This window comes from Vibrio fluminensis, from assembly GCF_015278125.1.
In the GTDB taxonomy this organism is placed as follows: domain Bacteria; phylum Pseudomonadota; class Gammaproteobacteria; order Enterobacterales; family Vibrionaceae; genus Vibrio; species Vibrio fluminensis.
The window spans coordinates 41901-65422 of sequence record NZ_JADILO010000023.1 but is presented as its reverse complement, the minus strand read 5'-3'; the positions used below and the strand labels follow the sequence as shown (position 1 = coordinate 65422).

At 42.3% G+C, this 23522-nt stretch carries 21 protein-coding genes and 1 pseudogene; 6 read left to right on the top strand and 16 right to left on the bottom strand.

From position 1 onward, the window contains the following. Positions 1–53: 53 nt before the first annotated feature. Complete coding sequence (locus IRQ95_RS15100) at positions 54–269, bottom strand: hypothetical protein (RefSeq protein WP_194437697.1); 216 nt, start codon at positions 267–269, stop codon at positions 54–56. Between the two features lie 661 nt (positions 270–930). On the opposite strand from IRQ95_RS15100, the pseudogene IRQ95_RS15095 reads away from it, so the two are divergent. Continuing rightward, positions 931–1296, top strand: a pseudogene (locus IRQ95_RS15095) (DUF3693 domain-containing protein). A 174-nt stretch (positions 1297–1470) separates the two neighbouring features. Here IRQ95_RS15095 and yciH read toward each other — a convergent pair. Together yciH and IRQ95_RS15085 are read right to left on the bottom strand one after the other, a co-directional pair. Then, positions 1471–1782, bottom strand: coding sequence for a stress response translation initiation inhibitor YciH (gene yciH, locus IRQ95_RS15090; protein WP_194437696.1), 312 nt, complete (start codon positions 1780–1782; stop codon positions 1471–1473). Positions 1783–1784: 2 nt separating this feature from the next. After that, entirely contained in the window at positions 1785–2159 is a 375-nt protein-coding gene (locus IRQ95_RS15085; RefSeq protein WP_194437695.1) for a DUF3319 domain-containing protein, read from the bottom strand. Between the two features lie 108 nt (positions 2160–2267). Here IRQ95_RS15085 and IRQ95_RS15080 point away from each other — a divergent pair, with 108 nt between their 5' ends. After that, complete coding sequence (locus IRQ95_RS15080; RefSeq protein ID WP_194437694.1) at positions 2268–3224, top strand: tyrosine-type recombinase/integrase; 957 nt, start codon at positions 2268–2270, stop codon at positions 3222–3224. Between the two features lie 5 nt (positions 3225–3229). On the opposite strand, the gene IRQ95_RS15075 is transcribed toward IRQ95_RS15080, so the two are convergent. After that, the gene (locus tag IRQ95_RS15075; protein WP_194437693.1) at positions 3230–4222 is read right to left on the bottom strand and encodes a D-alanine--D-alanine ligase; all 993 of its coding nucleotides are present in this window, start codon (positions 4220–4222) and stop codon (positions 3230–3232) included. A 153-nt stretch (positions 4223–4375) separates the two neighbouring features. Beyond that, a complete protein-coding gene (locus IRQ95_RS15070; protein WP_194437692.1) occupies positions 4376–4885 on the bottom strand; it encodes an SPOR domain-containing protein in 510 nt (169 codons plus the stop codon). Between the two features lie 215 nt (positions 4886–5100). Here IRQ95_RS15070 and IRQ95_RS15065 point away from each other — a divergent pair, with 215 nt between their 5' ends. Then, positions 5101–7785 (top strand): bifunctional acetate--CoA ligase family protein/GNAT family N-acetyltransferase, encoded by a 2685-nt coding sequence (locus IRQ95_RS15065; protein WP_194437691.1) that lies wholly within the window; start codon positions 5101–5103, stop codon positions 7783–7785. 62 nt (positions 7786–7847) lie between these two features. Here the strand turns inward: IRQ95_RS15065 and IRQ95_RS15060 are convergent, their stop codons facing one another. The 5 genes from IRQ95_RS15060 to IRQ95_RS15040 form a co-directional block, all read right to left on the bottom strand. Continuing rightward, entirely contained in the window at positions 7848–8735 is an 888-nt protein-coding gene (locus IRQ95_RS15060; protein WP_194437690.1) for a LysR family transcriptional regulator, read from the bottom strand. A 445-nt stretch (positions 8736–9180) separates the two neighbouring features. Beyond that, positions 9181–9432 (bottom strand): hypothetical protein, encoded by a 252-nt coding sequence (locus tag IRQ95_RS15055; RefSeq protein WP_194437689.1) that lies wholly within the window; start codon positions 9430–9432, stop codon positions 9181–9183. A 4-nt stretch (positions 9433–9436) separates the two neighbouring features. After that, positions 9437–11131 carry an SgrR family transcriptional regulator gene (locus IRQ95_RS15050; RefSeq protein ID WP_194437688.1) on the bottom strand — a complete coding sequence of 565 codons (1695 nt, stop codon included), beginning with the start codon at positions 11129–11131 and terminating at the stop codon, positions 9437–9439. Positions 11132–11198: 67 nt separating this feature from the next. Further along, positions 11199–11432 carry a DUF3389 domain-containing protein gene (locus tag IRQ95_RS15045; protein ID WP_194437687.1) on the bottom strand — a complete coding sequence of 78 codons (234 nt, stop codon included), beginning with the start codon at positions 11430–11432 and terminating at the stop codon, positions 11199–11201. 13 nt (positions 11433–11445) lie between these two features. After that, positions 11446–11910 (bottom strand): hotdog fold thioesterase, encoded by a 465-nt coding sequence (locus IRQ95_RS15040; RefSeq protein WP_194437686.1) that lies wholly within the window; start codon positions 11908–11910, stop codon positions 11446–11448. Positions 11911–11993: 83 nt separating this feature from the next. On the opposite strand from IRQ95_RS15040, the gene IRQ95_RS15035 reads away from it, so the two are divergent. Then, a complete protein-coding gene (locus IRQ95_RS15035) occupies positions 11994–12782 on the top strand; it encodes a M48 family metallopeptidase (RefSeq protein WP_431358057.1) in 789 nt (262 codons plus the stop codon). A 54-nt stretch (positions 12783–12836) separates the two neighbouring features. Here the strand turns inward: IRQ95_RS15035 and IRQ95_RS15030 are convergent, their stop codons facing one another. Further along, entirely contained in the window at positions 12837–13919 is a 1083-nt protein-coding gene (locus IRQ95_RS15030; protein WP_194437684.1) for a site-2 protease family protein, read from the bottom strand. A gap of 263 nt (positions 13920–14182) precedes the next feature. On the opposite strand from IRQ95_RS15030, the gene IRQ95_RS15025 reads away from it, so the two are divergent. Next, positions 14183–14740, top strand: a complete 558-nt coding sequence (locus IRQ95_RS15025) for a PhnA domain-containing protein (protein ID WP_194437683.1) — start codon at positions 14183–14185, stop codon at positions 14738–14740. A gap of 93 nt (positions 14741–14833) precedes the next feature. Here IRQ95_RS15025 and IRQ95_RS15020 read toward each other — a convergent pair whose 3' ends face one another. The 4 genes from IRQ95_RS15020 to IRQ95_RS15005 all read right to left on the bottom strand — a co-directional run bounded on the left by IRQ95_RS15020 (position 14834) and on the right by IRQ95_RS15005 (position 20418). Next, a complete protein-coding gene (locus IRQ95_RS15020; protein WP_194437682.1) occupies positions 14834–16387 on the bottom strand; it encodes a methyl-accepting chemotaxis protein in 1554 nt (517 codons plus the stop codon). Positions 16388–16590: 203 nt separating this feature from the next. After that, positions 16591–16779 (bottom strand): hypothetical protein, encoded by a 189-nt coding sequence (locus IRQ95_RS15015; RefSeq protein WP_194437681.1) that lies wholly within the window; start codon positions 16777–16779, stop codon positions 16591–16593. A 297-nt stretch (positions 16780–17076) separates the two neighbouring features. Continuing rightward, on the bottom strand, positions 17077–18024 hold the full coding sequence (locus IRQ95_RS15010) for a TerC/Alx family metal homeostasis membrane protein (protein ID WP_194437680.1): 948 nt from the start codon (positions 18022–18024) through the stop codon (positions 17077–17079). A 381-nt stretch (positions 18025–18405) separates the two neighbouring features. Then, on the bottom strand, positions 18406–20418 hold the full coding sequence (locus tag IRQ95_RS15005) for a TonB-dependent siderophore receptor (RefSeq protein WP_194437679.1): 2013 nt from the start codon (positions 20416–20418) through the stop codon (positions 18406–18408). Positions 20419–20534: 116 nt separating this feature from the next. Between IRQ95_RS15005 and IRQ95_RS15000 the strand changes: the two genes are divergently transcribed. Next, a complete protein-coding gene (locus tag IRQ95_RS15000; protein ID WP_194437678.1) occupies positions 20535–21509 on the top strand; it encodes a helix-turn-helix domain-containing protein in 975 nt (324 codons plus the stop codon). Between the two features lie 223 nt (positions 21510–21732). On the opposite strand, the gene IRQ95_RS14995 is transcribed toward IRQ95_RS15000, so the two are convergent. Next, positions 21733–23466, bottom strand: a complete 1734-nt coding sequence (locus tag IRQ95_RS14995) for a bifunctional metallophosphatase/5'-nucleotidase (protein ID WP_194437677.1) — start codon at positions 23464–23466, stop codon at positions 21733–21735. Between the last annotated feature and the right edge of the window lie 56 nt (positions 23467–23522).

Genomic DNA, 23522 nt, shown 5'->3' with positions numbered 1-23522 from the left:
TTATTTGGGAAAGACGGCATTGAACGTTTTACTGTGCGCAGTTCTCAATACTGCTAAAGAAGTTTTAGCTCTTGAAGATAAGCGCGTAGGGCATGGCGAATCAGGTTTTGCTGTTCATCTGTTGCGGTTTTATATAGGTCTGATAATTCTTTACATTCAGTCGAAATAGCCGTGACCAGCCTGACATTTTCTGTCGGTAAACCTTTCTTGCGTCCAGAACCTTCGCGCTTACCACCATGCATTTTTTGATCATCTATTTGTTGCTGCATACGTACATCCCAGTGGTTAAGATACTCATTATTTATAGATTTTGGATTGTACACTACCAACTTGAAATGAGTAACATAAATCAAGTTTTGGCAGCAAATTCAGGGACAAAACGAAAAATAGGCGAGTTATTAATCATTGTTAGGTCATTTTAAGTGAATTTGGACTCTTGAAATGTGTTACATAAATCATGAATGGGTTGAATTGAACAATAAATACAACTATTTTCGAATATTACTTGGTTTATTACTTCACTGAACCTTAAGTTCTTCAAGCGGCCAGTCGTATCATCGATGAAGCAAGCAGGCAGCATTTGTCGCAGCGTCCTTCAAACCAGTCAGAATGAGTACTCGAAGACAATCACGGCGATAACGAGGTTGATAGACTCTCGGCTTGCGCTTGGAGTATGGAGTCCAAAGACCGTCAGCGATCATCCATAGAAATACTCAGGTTGTGATACTCAGAGAGTTTTTCTAGCGCAAATGTAGGTGAAAAGTCGGAGTATTGCTCACGTACAATCCTTAATACTTCGGCTCGGAAAAGATAATTATAGCGGTGGTTGCCCCGACGGCTTCGAGCGGAATTATCCAAATCTTCGTTGTAGATAACGATCTGTTTGTCACGCAAAAGTGGTTCAACATGACGTTCACGAGGACTTGAAAAATGTACACAAACAAGTTCATTGACGACTATAAAAAGCAAAACTATGTTCAATACAAGCAAATCGCTCATGACTTAGGTGTAAGCCCGCGAATGATAACTGAGGTAAGAAAAGGAAGAACTGATCTTAATGAAAACCAAATACTTATGCTTGCTCAAGCTGTCGGATAAGACAAAGAAAAAGCATTAGTAGGTTTAGCGTTAGATAAATCAAAATCTTATGAAGCGCAAAAAGCCTTGGCAAACATTGCTAAGAAGTTTAACGGACTAGGATTACCAAGCATATCAATGGCTAGCGGCGCGTTAGCATTGGTATTTTACACCCCTGACGAAGCACTAGCTCAGTGCGTATTATCTATCTTATGTTAAATATAATATTAAAATAATGAGCGCTACACTTGGTAACGCTCTATTCTCTTTAATCTGTTGGTAGCATCGAATGCTGGCTATTAAACATAACGATATTTACCATAAAATACCTAATAATCAGTTAGTTAATCTATGATTATCTACCAGTTTATTAGGCGTTAAACTTAAGCGTTGTTAACCACCGGCAAGTTTAACTGTATGGCCTTTTTTCTCGAGGTGCGCTTTGATTTTATCACGAGCATCACCTTGGATTTCAATCGTGCCATCTTTAACTGAACCGCCACAACCACAAACTTTCTTAAGTTCCGCAGCTAATAGTTTCAGTTGAACGTCGTCCATATCTAAACCCGTCACAATGCAAACACCTTTACCTTTGCGACCTTTAGTTTGTTTCTGTATACGAACAATACCATCGCCCTTAGGACGAACAGGCTTATCTTCTTCTGGTTTAATGCGACCAACTTCGGTCGAATATACTAATGTCATGTCTATTTCTTTTGTTGCTCTGCTTTCTTTTTAGCGATCAAATAACCTTCAATGTGCTTTTGAATAGCAATCTTGCCGCCTTTGATAAGCTTGCCATTGAAAAAACAATACCAAGCATTTGGTTCGCCTGTATCATTCTTAATGATATAGCCATTGAAGTTTTCTTGCACGGCTTTGCCGCTATTTTCTCTTGATTTAGCAAGAGACATAAATTCTTTTGGGTCAATAATAGATGCAGAATCGCAGAACCAATCAATGCTTTTCTTTACAGCAGCCATTGGGCCCTGTAACACTCGATTCTTAATTTGAACTTGCCAGATTTCAGTAGTTGAGCCAACGGTTCTCAATTCAAAGCCGCGGTATGTTGCAATAGCCATAATTGTTATACTTTCCTAAGACTTTGTGACTAATGATAATTGTAAATATTTCATACGCAAGTATATTTATTTCATTGCATAATTAAATTTTCAATTTGGTGAGTTGTCTTGAAAAAGAACGTCAGAGTGATCACTGATAGTAAAAAAGCTAAGAGCTTCATTGAGTTACTATCAAGCCAAATAAGTGTAGATGTCGCTAATGAACTGACTGATTTTTTATACTCCGATAGTTCATTGCTTGCATTAACCAACGACTGGAATCTATTTGTCGATTTCTGTCAGAGTAAAAATGTTGAACCGATTCCGGCATCAACCACAGCAGTTCGGCTATTTATTGAAAAGAGCTCTGCGATAAGAAAGTTGTCATCACTAAAACGTTACGTCATCACAATTTCTTTATTCCACAAAACATTGGGATTACCTGATCCAACCAAGAACAGTCGAGTTAAAAGTGCTTTAGCTTGTCTAAGGATTGATAAAAAAGGCGATCATCAATCCACTAATGCCCTAACCCGTTTTCACTTGACTCAACTGCATCAACAACTCATCCGTTCGCAAGAAATTAAGGATTGGCGTGATTTAGCTATCTATCATGTTATGTTTGAAGGTGTAATGCGCCGCTCTGAACTGAGGGATTTGGAACTCGCACAGATAGAAGTTAACCATGACTATATTTCGATTTATCTCGACCACGAAGAAGTGACGCTCACAAAGGATGCCAGTCTCGCACTGTATCGATGGCTAAATGTTCGCGGTAGCCAAGGACGCTTTGTTTTTACTGCGATTGACCGCCACGGTAATCTTAGTTTCGAGCAGTTAAACGACTCTTCTATTTACCGCACAACCAGACGCGCAAGTGAATTGTTAGGCGTTAAGATTAAGTTTTCCGGTCAGTCTTTACGAGTTGGAGCGGTGCAAGAGTTAGCACAACAAGGCGTAAATATTCGTGATATCCAGCGAGCAGGAAGATGGTTAAGTCCTGCCATGCCTTATCAATATGTGGGTAACAAGGCTAAGGCAGAACTTGAGAGAATGCGTTACTTATCGTTTAGCTATATCGAATAACAGCATTAGATTGACGATTTGACACAATCAGCTAGGAATTCATGGAATTTGTGACCATGGTTTTCTAGCATTTTAGGGAACATAGAAATTGGCGTCATGCCAGGGAATGTATTCACTTCATTGAGGTAAATATTACCTTCAGACGTTAAGAAAAAGTCGATGCGTGATAGATGACGCAGCTTCATTTGCTTAAATACTTTTTCAGCATTGACACGAATGGTTTCCAGCTGTTGCTCTGAAAGATTTTGTGCAACGATGTCAGTCGTAGAATGGCTGGTTGCAGCATATTTTTCTTCGTAACTGTAGAAAGTATCCTCAGGTGCTTTCACTTCACCTGGAAGTGTCAGAACAAGTTCACCTTGGTATTCGTACGCAGCTACTTCGAGTTCGCGTGGTTTAACGGCTTTTTCGACTAATACTTGGTTCGAGTAAGTAAACGCATCATCGATCGCTTTCTGTAGTTGCGCGATTTCTGTTACCTTGTAACAACCAACCGATGAGCCTTGGCAGGCTGCTTTAACAAACACACTGCCCCATTCTTCCATCGCTTTAGCTGTACGTTGGTAAGCCTCTTGATTGTTTTCTGAAAGGAACAGGTATGGTGTATTTGGGATACCCAATGCGTCGTACCATAGCTTGGATGTGATCTTATTGAAGCTATTGGTGCTCGCTTCCGCTCGACAGCCTAAGTACGGGATACCTGAAAGTTCCAACATCGATTGAATATCACCGGTTTCACCAGGAAAACCGTGGATACAAGGGATAACAAAATCGATATGTAGGTTATTGCCAGCAAAGTTTAGTTGGCCGGCATTGGTATCAAGCAGCGCAAGTTCCCCTTGCTCTGTAAACCAACCGTCTTTCTTCATCTCTACACGGATTACATCAAATTCTGGCGTAAGCTCCAGCTGTGATTGTAAATAATTGGCAGAAACTAACGAAACTTCGTGCTCAGAGGAGCCGCCGCCACAAAGAAGAAGAATGGATGTTTTGTTCATTTAAAATCTTTCCGTGATGCTTTCAAAGCTAGTGAGCCGCTATGATAATAAAATCACGCTCAAGTTACACTTGAAAAGCGAGTATTTATCAGTGCGCTGACATTGATAGCTGAAAAAACAGACATTAAAAAAGGGGCTAAGCCCCTTTCGAAATTAATTCAACTTGTTGAGAGTTGGGTATGGTGAGTTTTTGATAGCGTCAATGCTCTTAACAAAAGGCTTTAATGACTTGAACTCATTAGGTAGTTGGCTGATTGCTTGCTTCGCGTCAGCTTGTGTTGCGTAGTCACCAAAAAGAACGGTATACCACTTAGTGCCATTCACTACTTTATAGTTTTCCCAAACAGGCTGACCATTGTTTGGTAGGTTGCGAGCGAAATGGTCTACTTTATTTTGAGCACCTACCGCAACTACCTGAATAGTATAACCATAGCGTGCTACTTCAGTATTTTGTTGCTTGTCAGATGGCGGTACGATAGTAACCGATGGTGTGGTTACCACTTCTTCAACTACGGTTTCAGTTACTGTTTCAGTCACAGGTTGTTCAACTTGCGCAACTTTGTAGTCTTCACGGTAACTTTCTGAACTTACGTCTGTCGTGTACTGGCTAGAGACACAGGCAGACAGTAAAACAGATAAACCAACGATTGCTATTTTTTTCATGGATTCTTTAAGCCCTAGATATAAATTACATTAAATCATGCCGTTAGATCGCAGCATAATCAAGCTAACAAAAGCATTATATTATGAGACTCTGTGACTTGTAACACAAAGTATTCATAGCTTTAGGTGATCTGATTAAAACTCCATCAAAAATTCCAATCTCAGTTAATTTTCTCCGTTAATATATAGTAAATAACAAGTTAGGAAGTTGATTTATGAGTAACTTAAACCACCTGTTGAAGCCAAGTTCTATTGCGGTTATTGGTGCGTCTGTACAACCAATGCGCGCTGGGAATATAGTTATGAAGAACTTGTTGCTGGGCGGATTTGAAGGCGCGATCATGCCAGTTACACCTCGATATAAATCCGTTTCTGGTGTTTTAGCTTACCGAGATATCGAATCACTTCCTATCGTTCCCGATGTCGCAATTCTTTGTACCCATGCAAGCCGCAACGTTTCTCTATTTATGCAGTTAGCAGAAAAAGGGGTTAAAGCCGTCATCGTACTCTCTGCAGATATGCATGAATCCACGGCTTCCGGTGAAACCATTCAAGAGTTATGCGTCGCGATTGCGCGTTCCGCTGGGATGCGAGTTCTCGGTCCGAATAGCCTTGGTATCATTTTACCTTGGCTCAAATTTAACGCTTCATTTTCGCCAGTCAGTGCTGAGCCAGGTAAAATTGCTTTCATCTCTCAGTCAGCTGCAATGTGTACGACGATACTTGATTGGGCGAATGACAAAAATATTGGATTTTCGGCCTTTGTTTCTTTAGGCAACGCGGTCGATATTGATTTTGCCGATTTACTCGATTACCTCAGTACCGATACACACACTGAAGCCATACTGTTGTATGTTGATTCAATTAAAGATGCTCGACGGTTTATGTCAGCAGCTCGCGGTGCATCTCGCAACAGAAGAATCCTAGTACTAAAAGGTGGCAAGACGGTTGAAGGCCGAAAAGCCGCTCAAGCGCATACTGGCGGCAGTGACACGTTAGATATCATTTATGATTCGGCGATACGTCGAACAGGTATGTTGCGCGTGCAAAACTCCCATGAATTATTTGCAGCGGTAGAGACATTAACACACTCAGTGCCTTTGCGCGGGGAGCGTTTAGCTATCATCACCAACGGTGGTGGCCCAGCGATAATGGCGGTGGATACGTTACTCGACCGAGGTGGTAAGCTAGCTGTACTGGATGAATACACAACAAATAAACTTGATAAAGTGCTGCCCACGAGTTGGAGTCGAAGTAATCCAGTAGACATGGTGGGTGATGCGAGCGACAAACGTTACGTTGATACACTCAATGCCTTGCTGGATAGTGACTGTTGCGATGCCATTTTGATTATGCATAGCCCTTCTGCCATTGCCCATTCAGAGCAAACTGCCCAAGCTATTGTTACTGCAGTTAAGGCGCATCCGCGACATAAACGCTTTAATATTTTGACCAACTGGTCTGGAGAATTAACGGCTCGACCTTCAAGGAATATTTTTACTCAAGCCGGAATTCCTACCTATCGCACGGCTGAAAGTGCGGTCGTAGCATTTATGCACTTGGTCGAGTACAGGCGCAACCAGAAGCAGTTGATGGAAACTCCGACAACCGCCGAACCCGTTCATATCAATGAAGTTGAGAGTGCAAAAGAGTGGCTAGCCGCTCAATTAAAAGATCGTGATAGCATTTCCTTGGATACTCACCAAATCGGTCCGTTTCTTAAATACTTTAATTTCAAAGTATTACCAACTTGGATTGCAAGTGATGCCAGTGAAGCAGTGCATGTTGCTGGAGAAATTGGCTATCCGGTTGCCGTTAAACTCCGCTCCCCTGATATTGCTCACAAGTCAGACGTCCAAGGAGTGATGCTAAACTTACGTAATAGTGCCGAGGTAGCAAACGCCGCTCAAGCAATACTCGATCGTACCCAGCTCTCCTACCCATCTGCCAATATTCATGGCTTGTTAGTGCAAGGCATGGCAAAGCTTGCCGGTGGTGAAGAGCTAAGGATCAAAGTCAAATATGATGATACTTTTGGCCCGGTTATTCTGCTTGGACAAGGCGGTTCAGAATGGGACGAAAACATTGATGCGGCTTCCGCATTGCCACCACTAAACATGGCTCTTGCACGCTACCTCGTTGTTAGAGCGATTAAAAGTGGCAAAATAAGATTACAAAAACTACCTGAGCCAATCGACATCGATGGTCTATCTGAAGTGCTAGTGAAAATTTCCCAGATTGTGGTTGATTGCCCGCAAGTTCATGAACTAGACATTCATCCAATACTCGCTAATGGTCGTGATTTTACCATTCTCGACGCGGACCTAACCTTACGTCAATATGAAGGCGATGCTCAACGTCGATTAGCGATCCGTCCTTATCCTGTCGAGTATGAAGAGCACAGTACATTGAAAGATGGAGCGAGCATACTTCTGCGCCCTATTTTACCTGAAGATGAGCCGATGCATGCTGATTTCATCCATGGCGTGTCCCGCGATGATCTCTATAAACGTTTCTTCTCAGAAGTTGGTGAGTTTAATCATGAAGCACTCGCAAAGTTAACCCAGATTGATTATGACCGAGAGATGGCGTTTGTTGCAGTATTGAACATTGGCAATCGTCAGGAAATTATCGGCGTAAGTCGCGCGCTGATTAATCATGACAACAGCGATGCAGAGTTCGCAGTATTGATTCGTTCTGACTTAAAAGGTAAAGGTCTTGGGAAGATTCTCATGACCAAAGTTATTGATTATTGCCGTAATAAAGGCACCTATAGAATGTCTGGCATGACCATGCCCAGTAATCGCGGCATGTTGATGCTTGCACAGAGCCTCGGCTTTAAAACTGAAATTCAATTTGAAGATGGTACGGCAGATATGGTGATGCAATTGCAACAGTGAACGATTTCCGCCAATGTTGAACCGCTATTTTATCTCTAGCGGTTCAAGCTCCAACCCTTACACTATTGATTCTTCCAGTGTTTTTTTAGGTACTGAATACACCAAGACTTCGCTTCGCCAATTTGATTTCTTTTCCATGCCAAGATTACATCAATAGTCGCAATCTCTGTTCCGGCTATTTGTTTAAGCTTACCTTGTTCGATCAATGGTTTAGCGATTGAGGTTGGCAATGTACCTATGCCTAACTCCGCGATAAGTGCATCAACCTTGGCAGCTAGGTTCGTCACGGTTAGCCTTGGTTGTCTTTGCAGTACATTCACCGACAATGCTGGTTGCTCCCTCGCAGTATCGGCAATCGCAATCACTCGGTACTTTTCTCGAGCTTCATCATTAAACTCTCCGGCTCGACGATGGACGTAGTGGTTGGTTGCAGCGACCCACATCATCGACATAGAGCCAATGGTTTCAGACTTAACATCCAACGGCAAGGTATCAAGTTTAGGGCAAACCAATAGATCGGCTCTACCCGACTCTAACGCTTCCCAGCAGCCGGCTAAAATTTCTTCTTGAAGCCGCACTCGGGTACTGCTGACGTTACCCAACGCTTCTACCATAGGGAAAAAGTTTTTCAGCTGCACAATGCCGTCAAAGGCGATGGTTATATCCAGTTCCCAACCGTTAGCTAACACGCTAGCGTCGTTAACCAATTTTTCGGTGGCAGTTAACAGTACTCGCCCCCGCTCAAGGATGAGTTTACCTGCTTCAGTGAAAACGGCTTTGTGACCAGAGCGGTCAAAGATTGTAATGTCGAGGTCTTGTTCAAGTTTTTGAATCTGATAACTCAACGATGAAGGCGCGCGGTCAAGCTCGTTAGCAGCAGCTGCAAAACTACCGCGTCGATCAATTGCATCAAGTATATGTAGAGCTTCTAGCGTGATGGGACTGTGCACAGCGACTTCCTGTATCTTATTAATATAATGCCGATGTTACATTAGCACCATCTTAGTAATGATCAAGCTACTATCCTAAGTTTCGCCGTCCCTAAAACGACAAAAGCCAGCTTAATGCCGGCTCTTCTGTCATATCATTCAGAAAAGTATTTTAAAATGGGTGAATGATTGATTATTTAGACTCTGCCATCTCTTTCTTAACCATGATTGCTGCTGCTGCGATGAAAGCGATGATTAGACCTAGTTCCATGATTTACCCCTATTGGACAAAATTTGCGGTTCAAAATTAGTAAAATTCCCGAACAGTTTATCAGCTTTTTCCGAAGAATAAATCCTTAAACTCAGTCATTATGCATTTTGTGAGTTATGCAACATTAATACAGAAATGGCAGGTTAATTTACATATTTGCAAATTAACCTGCCATTGATAATGCAAGCCTTAACGCTATTTACAGATGACTTTACCGCCAATCATTTTAAATGCAGGCGTCCCACGTACGAGCGTATCTCGGGCAAACTCTCTTTCACAATTGGGACAAAAACATGGTTTAGTGGTGAAATCTTCAACGATTCTCTCTTTGAAACATTTCACTAATGAGCCTTTTCCACCTTTACGATACTTAAACAGTTTAAATTTACAATTTACACAATAAATATCGACGGTCTTCGTCGGTTGCTTTCTATTAGGTTTCGCCATTGATCTACTTCTCGGCTACCGGCTTAATCCACACTTGGCTAAAGTCGAACCATCCTAAAGCGTTGCATTTGGCGTTTTGCAATGACCCACACTGGTCTTTACTTACTCCTAACCAACAGTGGAACATCGGCACAAGTTGTTGCTTATGAGCGAGAGCCTTTCCTATCTCATGAGCTGGAAAAATCGCCGATTCTTGACTCTGCCATCGAGTGATCCCTTCACTCCAAATTTCAAAGTCTTCACTCCGACTCATTTTTTCGATATCACTGTAATCCAATAACCAGCCAGCGATCGCGTCTTCACGGTGATTCGCAATACTCATTGGCTTAATCCAAATATCAATTTCTTCGATACTTGGCATGTCCATATCATAGGTATGAAGTTGAACGTCTAACCCGTCTTGCTTGAGGAGAAACTCCAAGGCTTTCGCAAGAGAAGGAAACATTGGGTGTTTCGCATGGTAGGCAATGTTAACAGTACGATAGCTAGGTGGGAGCGTACGGTTCGTTTGCCGCGTGTGATGATACCAACCAGGCTTTAGACCATGTGCTGGTAGTGCGCCGAGCTCAATAATTTTATCTTGAGGTAATTGATGAAATACATTGAGTGAAGATAAGCGCTGGCTGAAATAAGACGCCCAATCATCTGATTTAGCGAGGCCATCGCGACGGTTTAATAGTAGATATGTACAACCAGGATCGAGTTCTACTTCGTCGTTGACTACAGCACTTTGAGGTGCGATTGGTTTGGTTAAACTTGGAAAAACCATCGATGAATGCACATCATCAATCACCCACACTTCTACACTATCAATAAGGGGTCTAAATCCAAAATAGCCGTCAAAAGCCTGCAAAATTAGACGCTTTTCATCATTTTGTGCGACTTTATATGGGCCAGTTCCAATTGGAAATTGGTCGTATTCTTCGCCACGGCTCGTCACAGGCAATAAAATTTTGGCGCATGATTCAGCTAGCAAAATTGGTAAATGGAAATCGTCTCGCGAAAGATGTATATCTATGACGTTCTTTTGCGCTGAAGTGACTTTATCTAAGTGAGCAAATAGCTTGCGTGATCTTAGACCATTTAAACTCTCGATAATGGCATCGGTCGTTAACAGATCTCCGTTATGAAAGCGTACCGCAGGACGAATATAGAAGCGCCAATGCTGAGCTGAAATCATTTCCCATGTATGTGCTAAATCTGGCTTAAGCTCCTCATTCTCATCAAGTTTAGTTAATCCACTAAACACTTGACGTACGATGTGGCGCTCTGACCGACGAATGTTCTTTAAGGGGTTCAATGCCAACAGCGGTCGATAATATGGCAATCGAACCACCTGCCTTCCTTCTTGTTGCTGCACCCCCAAGTAGCTTTCCACCACTTGAGCCAATTTAGCAGTATCTTGGTCGAGCACTTTTAATGCATGGCCAATTTTGCCTTCTTCTAAATAACGTCTGGCAAGGTTTTCGCTCACATCAGAGCGACTGCGACGAAAATTGAGCTGGGAAAGCTTGCCTCGTCCAGGTGAAGGATGCCATTCAATCCAGCCTTCTTCTTCCATTTTGTTCAGCACAATACGCGCGTTGCGTCTTGTGCAGCAAAGAATATCGGTGATCTCTTCTAGTTGAACGCCACAATCTGAGCCATCGTAATGCTCAAATAGGGTTTCAAACTGAACTCTAAGGCGGGGGCTACTCATAAAGAGGAAAACTCACATATTTATATTGCTGTTTATTTTCCTCATTTATCGAAAAACGATCAAGTAGTTACTGTATTGCGATGCCAATTTGCTCCGCAAGTTGAACAAGTTGTTGTTCGTTATCAAGTTTCATTGACCATTTCGCTTCGCTACAGTTAACAGCGACTACATTAGCACCTCGACCAATCAGTTGTATTGCATCGGTTTGTGCTTGTAAGGTAATCATTTGATCACCAACGATCTTTACGACAATTTCGTGCGGTGTGGCAATTATCTTGCCTGCTGAAAATTCAATTACCATAAAATCTATCTATTTATTGTTCATTTTGACTGGCTGTCATTGGGTTACTTCTCGACGCTCTGTGCTTTTTAACCGCAATTGTTAATCGGCTAGTACACACTAAACGTTCACGCTCATCTGTCATGTTTATTTGCCAAACCTGCGTTGAAACCCCTAAGTGAATAGGTGTCGCCTTTCCCGTCACCACGCCTGATCGCATCGCGCGTACATGATTTGCATTAATGTCTAGTCCAACGCAATAAGAATCCTCATCAACACAAAAATTGGCCGCGATCGAGCCCAGCGTCTCGGCTAATACCACTGAAGCGCCGCCATGAAGCATCCCTAATGGCTGATGGGTGAAATGACACACTGGCATAGTGCCGCAAATGTAGTCTTCACCAAGCTCACTATACTTAATTTGTAGGTGTTCCATCATTGTGTTGCGTGAAGTTTGATTGAGAAGTTCTAAATTGATGTCTCGTTTCCAAATACTCATAAACATATCCGCTTGCGTAGGTTACTGATATTGTAACCTAATGTTATGATTAGCCAACATAATGAATTTACATGGAGAGTGTTATGTCGTGGTTTAAATTAAGCGCACTCGCAATCGCCGCTAGTTTGACGGCTTGCAGCTCATCACCGACTGGACGTAATCAGTTGTTGTTGTTTTCCGATAATGACATGAGCAATCTTGGTGCGCAGTCGTTCGATCAGATGAAGCAACAACAAAAAATCAGTAAGGATGCGAAACTCAACAGTTATGTTCAATGTGTCGCAGATGCGGTGACTGCACAGGTGCCGAAACAACCCGAGTTTAACGAGTGGGAAGTTGTCGTTTTTGACAGTGAGCAAGTTAATGCGTTTGCCCTACCTGGCGGAAAGATCGGTGTCTACACAGGATTACTTAACGTTGCTAAAAACCAAGACCAATTGGCAACCGTCATTGGTCATGAAATTGCGCACGTGTTAGCGGACCACAGTAATGAACGCCTTTCACAATCTCAACTCGCTAATACCGGCTTGCAGATCACCAGTATTGCACTTGGTGCGTCGGAATACGCTCAGTATCGTGAAGCAACTATGGCAGCGTTAGGACTTGGTGTTCAAGTAGGAGTGTTACTGCCCTACGGCAGAACTCAGGAATCTGAAGCAGATATTGTCGGCTTAGAGTTAATGGCTCGCGCTGGCTTTGATCCGCGCCAGAGCATTGCACTATGGCAAAATATGGCCAAAGCATCTAAAGGACAACAGCCACCGGAGCTACTGTCTACTCACCCATCACACGGTACCCGAATCGAAGATTTAACGGCAACCATGCGCAAATTACCAAGCTACGGCGCGGTAAAGCCCAATTGCAAAGTTTGATCGAAAAGGAGCTCAATGAGCTCCCTTATTTTTAACTGATGGCTAATCACAATTTTAAGTGCCAAGTATCTGCATTGGCAATTGCAGTAACGCGTCCCCTGACTGGGCAAAATACCAAAGAATAGCAACCAGCCCGCTAACTAATGCTACATACCACACACCGGCAACAATTTGTCCGTATCGATCGAGCGGTAATAAATGGCTGGTATGGCGGTAACGCCACTCCATTAGTATCTCTAGCATTCCCATAATCAACAAAAAGCCGAGCAAACTCAAACCAAAAGTATAGCTCAAAGCAATCCCGCCGAGTGCTGCTAGCGTACACAAAACCAATCCCATTATGCTGTTCATTGAAAAGCTGATGCTTTTAAGGATGTGCCCACCGTCTAATGGCAAAATCGGTAGTAGGTTAAACAAGTTTAACAAGGCGTTGAACGCCGCGAGTCCGGCAAAAAAGATTTCACCTGTCGCCCAATATACAACCAGTAATATCAAGGAAAGGATGAAGCCAAACATAGGGCCCATTATCGAGATAACGACATCTTGCCAACGTGTGTTGATTTTTTCGTCCGACAGCGCCAATCCGCCAAGAAATGGGACGAGGTAAATGCCCTTGGTTTTCATACCAAAATACTTCATAGCCTTTACATGACCGTACTCGTGGACCACAAGACAGGCAATGAGCGCTAAAGCAAATTGGAATGAGAACAGCCATGAATAAGCCGCAAGGCTCGCGGAGGCTAACACGACTTTAATAAGCTTGGCACTTTTGAGCATTTTCATACCCAAAGAGAACAAGCCAATCAAACTGAAACGACGCTCCGGTTTAGGAGGGTTTACCGGTGTTTGCTGTTCAATATCTTTGGTTGAGCGTTCGCCTTGAGCTAATACTTCACCATTTAACTTAGCAATGTAATTGAAAGTAAATGGTTGCCAAACTAATGCGACATCTAGCTCACAATGAAGAACTTCTTCCCCTTTTTGTAACTGGAAGCTATGAGATGTATTGTCACCACGGTCTGAATCAGCGACAACTTGTGATACTACTTGATTATCCCAATACAACTCTTGCCAGCCCGCCATACTACCTTCCAGTCTCAAAGGCCGGCCAAGAAAATCAATCGAAAGAAGCTCCACTTTTAACCTATTAATTTGCTATATAAACTAAACCGATTATGCCCTGAGGCACTAAAGAGGTAAAGAAAATGCGCCACAATGTTACATTGTCACCACTCATAAGTAATTGAGATGAAAATAAGTGTTGTTTATTTAACCTAAAATCAAGCTGCAAAATCAGTTTACACCAGTTAATCCTTTGCTTTACCGAATACCCCTTTTAATTAGTCGGATAAAGTGCATAATAGCCCCCGTTATTAATCCCGACTATATGTGAGTCCATTATGTCTATTGAAGCTACAATGCTACAACGTTGCGAATCTAAGTGTGAATTATGTGCTGCTGAAGCACCTCTTACTGCTTACGCGGTACCACCGCACAGCCACGTAACGGTGGATTACGGCATCATGGTATGTGACAAATGTCTGGGCGAAATCGAAGAACCAAAAGACATTAACCACTGGCGTTGTCTAAATGACAGCATGTGGAGTCAAGTAGTACCAGTTCAAGTGACTGCATGGCGCCAACTTACTCGCCTTAACAGCGAGAACTGGGCTCAAGATGCACTTGATATGATGTACATGGAAGAAGAAACTAAAAACTGGGCAATGATTGGTATGTCTGCTGACGACAAACCACTTGATTGCAACGGCGTTGAACTTAAAAAAGGTGACGACGTAACAGTAATCAAGGACCTTCCAATCAAAGGCTCAACTCAAGTAATCAAGCAAGGTACTGTTATCCGTGGTATCGGCCTTACAGATGATCCAACACACATCTCTGGTAAGGTTAACGGCGGTCAATCAATGTACGTTATCGCTGAATACTGCCGTAAGAAGTAATTCTTAGAGTACACAAAAGAAAAGCACCTCTGGGTGCTTTTCTTTTATCTATTATTCGACCTGCTTAACGTCGTTTGAACACACCGCACTTTCTTAACTTGCTATCTTCTCAACAATGGTTTTCAAGTCATTGGTGCTCTCTTGAACTTGCACATTCATTTGATTAGTTTGAGTCATCAAGTCATAAGAATCACTGTACTTAATATTGATGGATTGAATATTCTCATTAATCTCATCCGAAACATGCACTTGCTCTTCAATGGCGACAGCAATTTGTTGGTTGCGGTCAACTACGTCTTGCACCAACTCTTCAAGCAATTGAATACTGTCTTGAGCCTGTGTAATTGACTCCACAGTACTACTCGATTTCTCATTACCTTTTTTCAAAGCGTCTACCGCTGAATTACTGCCGAGCTGGATACTTTCTATTGCTGACTGAATTTCAGTTGTCGACTCTTGAGTTCGCTGCGCCAGTGTTCGTACTTCATCAGCCACAACGGCAAATCCTCTCCCTTGTTCGCCTGCCCTTGCCGCTTCAATGGCTGCATTAAGCGCAAGTAAATTGGTTTGCTCAGCAATGTCATTGATCACCTCAACCACAGAACCAATCTGGTTAGTTTGTTGGTTGAGATCAGTTACTGTGTGTGAGATTTCTTTTAACTCATTGACCAGTTCAATTACCGAATGGTTTACGTTGTCGATCACGCTTCGACTTTCGCTCATTGTGTTTTGCGCTTTAACCGTGGCGTCAGCGGTCGCTTGTGCATTTTGTGATATCTCGGCTGATGCAGCTTGCATCTCATTGACTGAAGTCGCTACAACGTCGATTTCAATCTTTTGTTCACTTAGATTCTGCGTGACCCGTTCACTATTGCTCGCAGCTTGATCTGCATTTTGCTGGGTTTCATCACATGAATCCATCACAGAGATCCCGACTCGACCAATGAGTGCATTGGCGTACTGCTTGCGCATTTTCATCCCAAGTTCAATTTCAGAAAGATCGTTAACTCGTCCGCAGTAGATGTGTTCCATCAATGGATTATTAAAATCTTGTCGAGCTTGTTGTGCGAGACGTTCTAATGGTCGAGTTAATGCATAGATGGACAAAATGGATAGGCCCGCCATAGCTAACGTCGCGACCAGTGGGCTTTGCCCATATATCATCAACCCGTTGGCTATACCTGCAGAGATACCAATACAGGCAGCACTTCGCATCCAAAGTCGTGTTCTTGGTAGGATGACCGAGAGTGGTTTCTTATTATTTCGGAGTTTGGCGTAAGCCTTTTCTGCGCGCTCTACATAAATTCTTTCTGGTTTAAACCGAACGGATTGGAACTCGACGATTTTGCCATTATGTGAGATAGGTGATGCAAACGCATCTACCCAATAATAGCCGCCGCCCTTACGCTGGTTTTTTACCATCCCCATCCAATGTTTACCAGACTGAAGGTGACTCCATAAATCTTTGAACGCCGCTTTGGGCATATCGCGATGGCGTACAACATTGTGCGGCTGACCTTCTAGTTCACCGTCACTGTATCCGGCCACTTCACTAAAATGACTACTAGCGTATTTGATGTAACTAGAGGGATCAGTAATTGAGATGAGATTGTAACTGGAGGGATAATCGTATTCCATTTCGCTCATATTCGGTTCCTTACCGTGCCAGCCTGACTATGTGCAATTAAGCACTTATTGCTTTAGTAGTAAGCGTAGAGCATAAAAAGGATACTATGTGCTATAAATCATACAAACATTTTATGGTTATTTATAAGCTGCCAGAATATAACGAATAATTGCCCAAAAAAACGTCAGCACTCGCCGACGTTTCTTTAAAACTTGCCATCACTTTAGTAGAGACCAATATCTTTTTGCATGTGACCTGACAACTCGTTCGCATAGTGCGTGCGTGGTTCAGCTCTGTCCGTAAACAAGATATCAAAGAAATGTGCAATTAATCCTTTAATGTTAACCGAGTAGGTTTTTCTTTCCTTAGAGATAGGTGTTAAAACAGTGTTTGCGTCCAGAACTTGTGCCATACGCGCCTCTCTTAAAAATTCGGATAACCTTCAACAGTTAAATTTTAACCACTTTTTTATCGCCCAAATAATGACAAATCTTCGAATTAAAGATTAGTTTTTCTTATGAAACAACATTGCTACATATCGCTTTTGAAATTATTCTTTATACGGGTGTCATTCCGTCTAATTTTGCATCTAATTTGCATAAATAGATAACATAAAAAAACGCCCCGAAATTTGATAACATCGTATTTACATACAGACGTTATAATCTCGAGGCGTCTATCACACTTTAATTAGCTGAGACTAAAGTGTTTATTGAGTAACTTGAGCTTGACGACGTTGTTTCATCACAGAAGCAATTACTGCAACTGTCATTGTTATCAATAGAACAAGTAGAGATACCGGTGTTGGAATAGCCCAGTCTGTACCAACCAATAACATTTTGACACCGATGAACATCATAATGAATGCCAATGCTGGTTTTAGATAGATAAACTTATCCATCATGCCTTGTAGTACAAAGTACAATGAACGCAGACCCAATAATGCAAACACGTTCGCTGCTAGTACTAAGAAAGGCTCACGAGTTACTGCAAAAATTGCCGGAATTGAATCTAGCGCAAACATTACATCCATAAAGGCAATAACACCGATTACGATCATCATCGGCGTTACACAACGCTTACCGTTTTCGATTACGGTTAATGCATTTTCGCGGTAACCATCAGTCACTGTTGCGAACTTACGAATAATCTTTTCAGGAAGTGGGTTAACTTCTTCCTCTTCGCCTTTATCACGCGCAAGCTGAATACCAGTCCAAATTAAGAACGCTGCAAAGATATACAAAATCCAGTGGTATTGTGCGAGAAGTTGCGCGCCTACACCGATCATAATCGCACGTAGAACTAACGCACCAATAACGCCCCAAAGTAGTGCGCGTGGTCGCAAATGTTCAGGTACTGAATACTGAGTAAATATGATCGCAAAAACAAATAGGTTATCGACGCTTAGCGATTTCTCAAGTAAGTAACCGGTGATGAATGATACCGTTGCTTTTTCCGCACTATAGCTGCTGCCAGGAGCATAGATATCCCAGAAGAAGTAGATAGATGCAGCGAAAACAAAAGCTAAGACAAACCAGAAAACACTCCAGACTGCCGCTTTACGGATGGTGATTTTACCGCCGCGAGTTTGCCAGATATCGAGTGCAACAAGCGTCAGTGTAAGAATGGCAAAGCCAATATAAGTAGACGGGGTCATGCGTCCTCCCAAAAATCGGAGGGATCTGGAATATAAGATAACGATCCCTACCGCAAACAAAAAGCCTCCTTCCCTAAGGAAAGAGAATTTGATTACGTTGGTCTCGTCGAAGCGCTAAGCGCTTATACTTACCGGAAAGGCTTGAAACCTAACGAGATGACGATAAGTAAACCAGAGGCGACTACTCCCCAAACGAGGCGGATTGTAAGGCGCAAACCGTAACTTTGCAACATGTAAAATTGCAGATATTGATTTAATTAATGATTGTATGTGGTATGAATAATATGAGTAAATTTATGAAAGTTAACCGTTAAATGTTATTGAAAAAGAGACCGAAATTGGTCTCTTTACATACAGAAATTTTCCATCAACTTAAAGTCGTTAAAACTGGTAAGCTGCTGATATTTTATAGTTACGTCCTGGCTCGTAGTCATCCATTACAATACCACCTCGTGGAGCTATACCAGAGCGGGAAGCATGTGACGCGTAGTATTCATCAAAGATATTATCAATACCTATTGTAATCGAAAGCCCATCAATGCTTTGAGGAACCCATTGAGCGTATACGTTGTGGACATTGTAACTTTGCTTGGCCGGTTGCCCATCAAGGACATTATCTTCTTCTTTCACCCAAATTGAATTCCATCCAAAGATACTATCTAGCGCATCAGACTGGTAGTTAAGTGTCAGTGCAATGTTATCGCCCATGTCAATACTTCTACCATTACCACCTACGACAGGACCACCTGTCTCTTTGTTTGTTGTGTCTGACTTTGAATATGAGATTTTACTGGCGAATGCGTCAAAGCCATAACTAATACTGGTTTCAAAACCTTCTATCTCCACATCAGCTAGGTTGTAGATGTCATAACGGCCAGTGGTACGGTTATAGGCTTCGGCGATGTAGTTGTCGATATCGGTTTGAAATAAAGTAAAGTTCATACCAAATGTATGACGATCAAATCGTTGTTCGTAGCGGACGCCACCTTGTGTGTTTCGTCCTGTTTCGGCTTTAAGGCCGTCTTGCAACATCGCAACATCTTGATATGCAATGAACGTCTCTAACAACTCAGGGCCTTTGAATAATGTTCTAGTACTGGCAAAAAAGACTAACCCATCAACCGGATTGAGTTCCGCCGCAAGTGACCATGTCACATCGTCATATTTGTTCGTCCCTACCTCAGCTTTGCGCTTGTAATCTTCAAAACGCAGGCCCGCAGATAGATTGAATAAATCAGAAACGATAAACTTGTTTTCAGCGAACAATGCTGTCGAGATCGCAGACTCTTCCATAAACTGAGTCGCCCCGTAGTAGCTACTGGATGTTTTATCCATGTAATCAGCGCCATAGACAATTTGATTTGCTATTCCAAATAATGACATTGCTGATTCAAATTTGATATTTAGGCCAACGTTCTGATTTTTAGCGCTATTCTCAGATACGCGATTACCTGGCCACGCCCCCGCCATTACAGTTTCATCACGCACGATTTCTGTCTCAGTATTGTATAGCGTCACATCACCTTTATGATTATCTGCTCTTAACTGATAGCTCAATGTTACTGTATCCCTCGAATAATCCGTCGGAATGAGTCGGTCTTGTGATAAACCATTATTAGCCGTTCCTGACATATCAGGACGAGGATTATAATCGCCGCTATCGCGATACAGATCGTAGCTAAACTCGAAACGGTGTATTTCACCCAATTCATAGCCTATTTTACTCAGAATATTGTAAACATCCCCTTTCGTTCCAAACGCCTTGTTGCCATTGCCATCTTCAAAGTCGTCTCGGGTGACATAGTGGCCATAAAGCATGGCATCAATATTTTCACTAAGTAAACCATACAGTGTTAGCGAACCTTGCTGGCTATCATTAGACGCATAACCGCCGTATATGCGTGCACCAAAACTCTCATCGTAGCGGAGTAAGTCTCGTGCATCTTTTGTTTCAAAATATACCGAGCCACCAAGACCATTTTGCGTTACTGAGTTGTTACCAACTTGAATGTCGGCAGATTTCAAAATATCAGGGTTAAGCGTTAAGTTTCCAATATGGTGGAACATATTGGCATGTTGCGAAGCGCCATCGAGACGTATATCTAAATCGGTCTCTCCGAGGCCGCGAATAGAAATACGTTGGTTTACTGAGTGCGTTCCACCAACATCTACACCAGGGACTTCCCTTAATAAGTCAGATATGTGGTCCGCTTGTTTCACCGACATATCTTCAGCAAAGATGGACTCCGTATTACTTGAAACTTTTGTCCCCCATACAACGACTTCTTCCACCTTCGGCACATCTTCTTGAGCGATCGCAGTATGACTAAGTGCGACACAAACAGCTAAAGCAATATTTGAGGGTGTAAAGATGTATCTCATTGGGCTTTCCATAACAACATTCCTTAATGGTAATGATAACGTTTCGCAACAATGTTAAGGTTGGTTGTTATAAATATGAATACAAACCCGTTATGGGAAATCGTTGATATATTGTGAGGAATCGGCAAGTGGTAACAAAATCAACAGAAAGAAGTAAATTTGTCAAAGTCGCACTAACTAAAAAACTAGAACAGTGTGAAAAACAAATTATTGTCGCTCCCGGACATGGAACGCAATCGACGCTTGCTGAGGGGCATTTCTTATCGCATAAATACCATGAACAAATCTTTATTCACGGTGGAAATTGCATTGAGTTAGTCGATAGAAGTATTGTGTCCACTGCTCACCCTTCGCTTTTGATTACATTATTGCTAAAAGGCGAACTCAACTTTTCCTATGATGACTTAGCGTTTAATCTTCACGCCGATAATCTTGCACAAGGTGTTGTTGTTAACTTAACACGCCCCGCTAATTTCTACCGATTAATGAAAAAGGACAATGATGTTAGTAAGATTAATATTCTTATAAAGCCAACATGGCTTCAGGAGCGAACCAGCGAGCAGCATTCAGTTGAAGACTTTCTAGCAACAAACAAAAGTCACTTTTCACTTACATTCAATTCTCACCTTACGCATCTTTTGCAAGAAGTTCTGCGCAAACATAATCCAATATCGCTACTCGAGAAAATTGAAGTAGAGAGTTTGATTCATCAAATTATTGTTGAGTGCTTGAAGCAAGTTCCTGAAACTAATATCCATGCAGGCGATTTATCAACCATAAATTGTGACCTAAAAGCTGAAGACATTGTGAGCTATATTGAGACTAACCTTAATAATGATCTGACTCTAATCAATCTATCTGAACACTTTAATATGAGTGTTTCTAAGATTCAGAGATTATTTAAACAAGCATACAACTTAACCATCAATGGCTATATTCGCTCCAGACGTTTAGACAATGCTCGTCAGCAGCTTGAAAGAGGCTTGGTAACAATCACACAAGCAGCTTACGAAGCTGGCTACCAACACCCCGCCAATTTTACCCACGCTTTTAAAAAGGAATTCGGCAGAAGCCCTAATCAGTGGGTTAATCATTCAAGTTAAGTTGAAAGAAATCTAATTAAAAAGGAGCAAACTCTATTGCTCCTTCTTACATTACATTACGCCATTGGGAATGACGTAAACCATACCTGCCCACACTAAAATCCAAGTTACGACGACCGCTACATCGACCCAATCTTTACTCCACATGATGGCTCCCTGCTTCTGGTTAGGATCTAATGACTCCATAAATCATTTAGCAAAGAGCATACCAACTGAGTAAAATTTAACCTTTACTGTCAGTTACTTGTGATTTTCGTTCAAGAACTTTCGGGTTATCAGTAAAATACGCAATCAAACAGTCTGCCATCGACTCGTTAGAGACTATGCCCTCTCCTTGCATATTGAGAATCGCTTCGTAACCCTCTTTGCCTTTCATCGTGTAAGCAGATGAGGTACCAGTGTAGTATTCGTCGTTCAACACTGGCTGCCATACGCCTTTAAGCAAAATATCGAGGTCTGAAACTCTGTTACCCATCGGCGCAGCGGCATCATATTCATAACGCAGGTTGGCAACATACGGGTACGAGCCAGATCCCGTCCCTTCGACTCCGTTGTTTGTCGCATTGTTAATCGCACCTTCGATAATGGCAGAAATGTGTTGTCCCTTAATCTTATAGACGCCAATTGGGACCAAAAACGGCAATACCTTTCCGGCGATGTCAGCAACCGAGATTTTTCCAGGGTCTATAGAGTTACGCACTCCTCCTGCATTATGAATCGCAAATTGCGCATGATGACCTTGCTTATTCATCATATGGATAAACGATTCAGCAACAAGTGGCGCTAGGTCACTGCCACCCTTTTCATCAGGAATACGGACATGACGTAATTTACGTTTCGTCGTGGCAATAAAAGTTTGCTGTAATTCACGCACACGAGTCTGGTAGCGCTCTTTCAAAATCAATTTTATCGTCGGATCTTTGCGACAAGCGGTCACGAGTGGGTGTTTATCCAGTAAGTCACGCAGCGCTTGATAATCACTTTCTTGCCACGATTGACTGCGACTGGTATCAACAAACAATCGGCGTCCCACCAGCAGTTCGTTATGACCACTGAAGTTGGTTATGACGCCTTCTTGGTCAAAGTCGATGTCGCAATGACCGAGCGCGAGCGCATGAAAGCCAGCTTGAACCACATGGATATTATTCACTCTAATGCCGTAAGGATCGTTATTGCCTAGTCCTAGTGCAGAAAAGTCGCCTTGTAACACGTGACTATGCCCACCGACAATCAACGAAATACCATCGACATGGTTGGCAAAGTCTAGATCCGCGTCATAACCCATATGACTTAATAAAATAATCTTGTTAATCCCTGCTTTGTGAATTTGATTAACGGTATTACGGGCGGTTTCAATCGCATTAACAAACGGAGTATCTGCATCTGGGTTAGAGATATCCGCCATTTTGTCCAGCGCCAAAGCGAAGATTGCGATAGGTTCTTGCTCTACGTGCTTAACAATCCACTGTGCCGATTGTGTCGAAGGTTTGTAGCTATAAACATTCGGGTTGCCGCTCAAAATAACCGGCTTATCTTTTAATTCGCGTGATAAATCCCAGTTTCCCGCTAGCAATGGAAAATCAATCCGGTTGGCAAATTCCGCAACAGGTAGATTACCCATATCCAATTCATGATTGCCTATCGCCATCGCATCAAGCCCTAACTGGTTGAGCAACGTTGAGTTCGCTTCGCCTTTAAATAGTGAATAGAACAGTGTGCCTTGGAAACAATCACCGGCATGGAAGAATAGAAAACCGTGATTTTGTTGGGATGATTCGGCGCGCAGTTCTTCGACGCGCGTTTTGATTCTTGCGAAGCCACCAGCACTAACATAAGGGCTGGTTTGGGTCTCGTCGTTGTTTACATTGAGTTGTAGAGACGTTGGTTCAAAGTATGAGTGGGTATCATTGATGTGAGCCACTCTAACGCTTATGGCTCTATTGTTTTTCATTGTCATTTCTCTTCTCACTTTTCACCGCCATGCTACTCCATTCTTTATGACATGTTGATTAC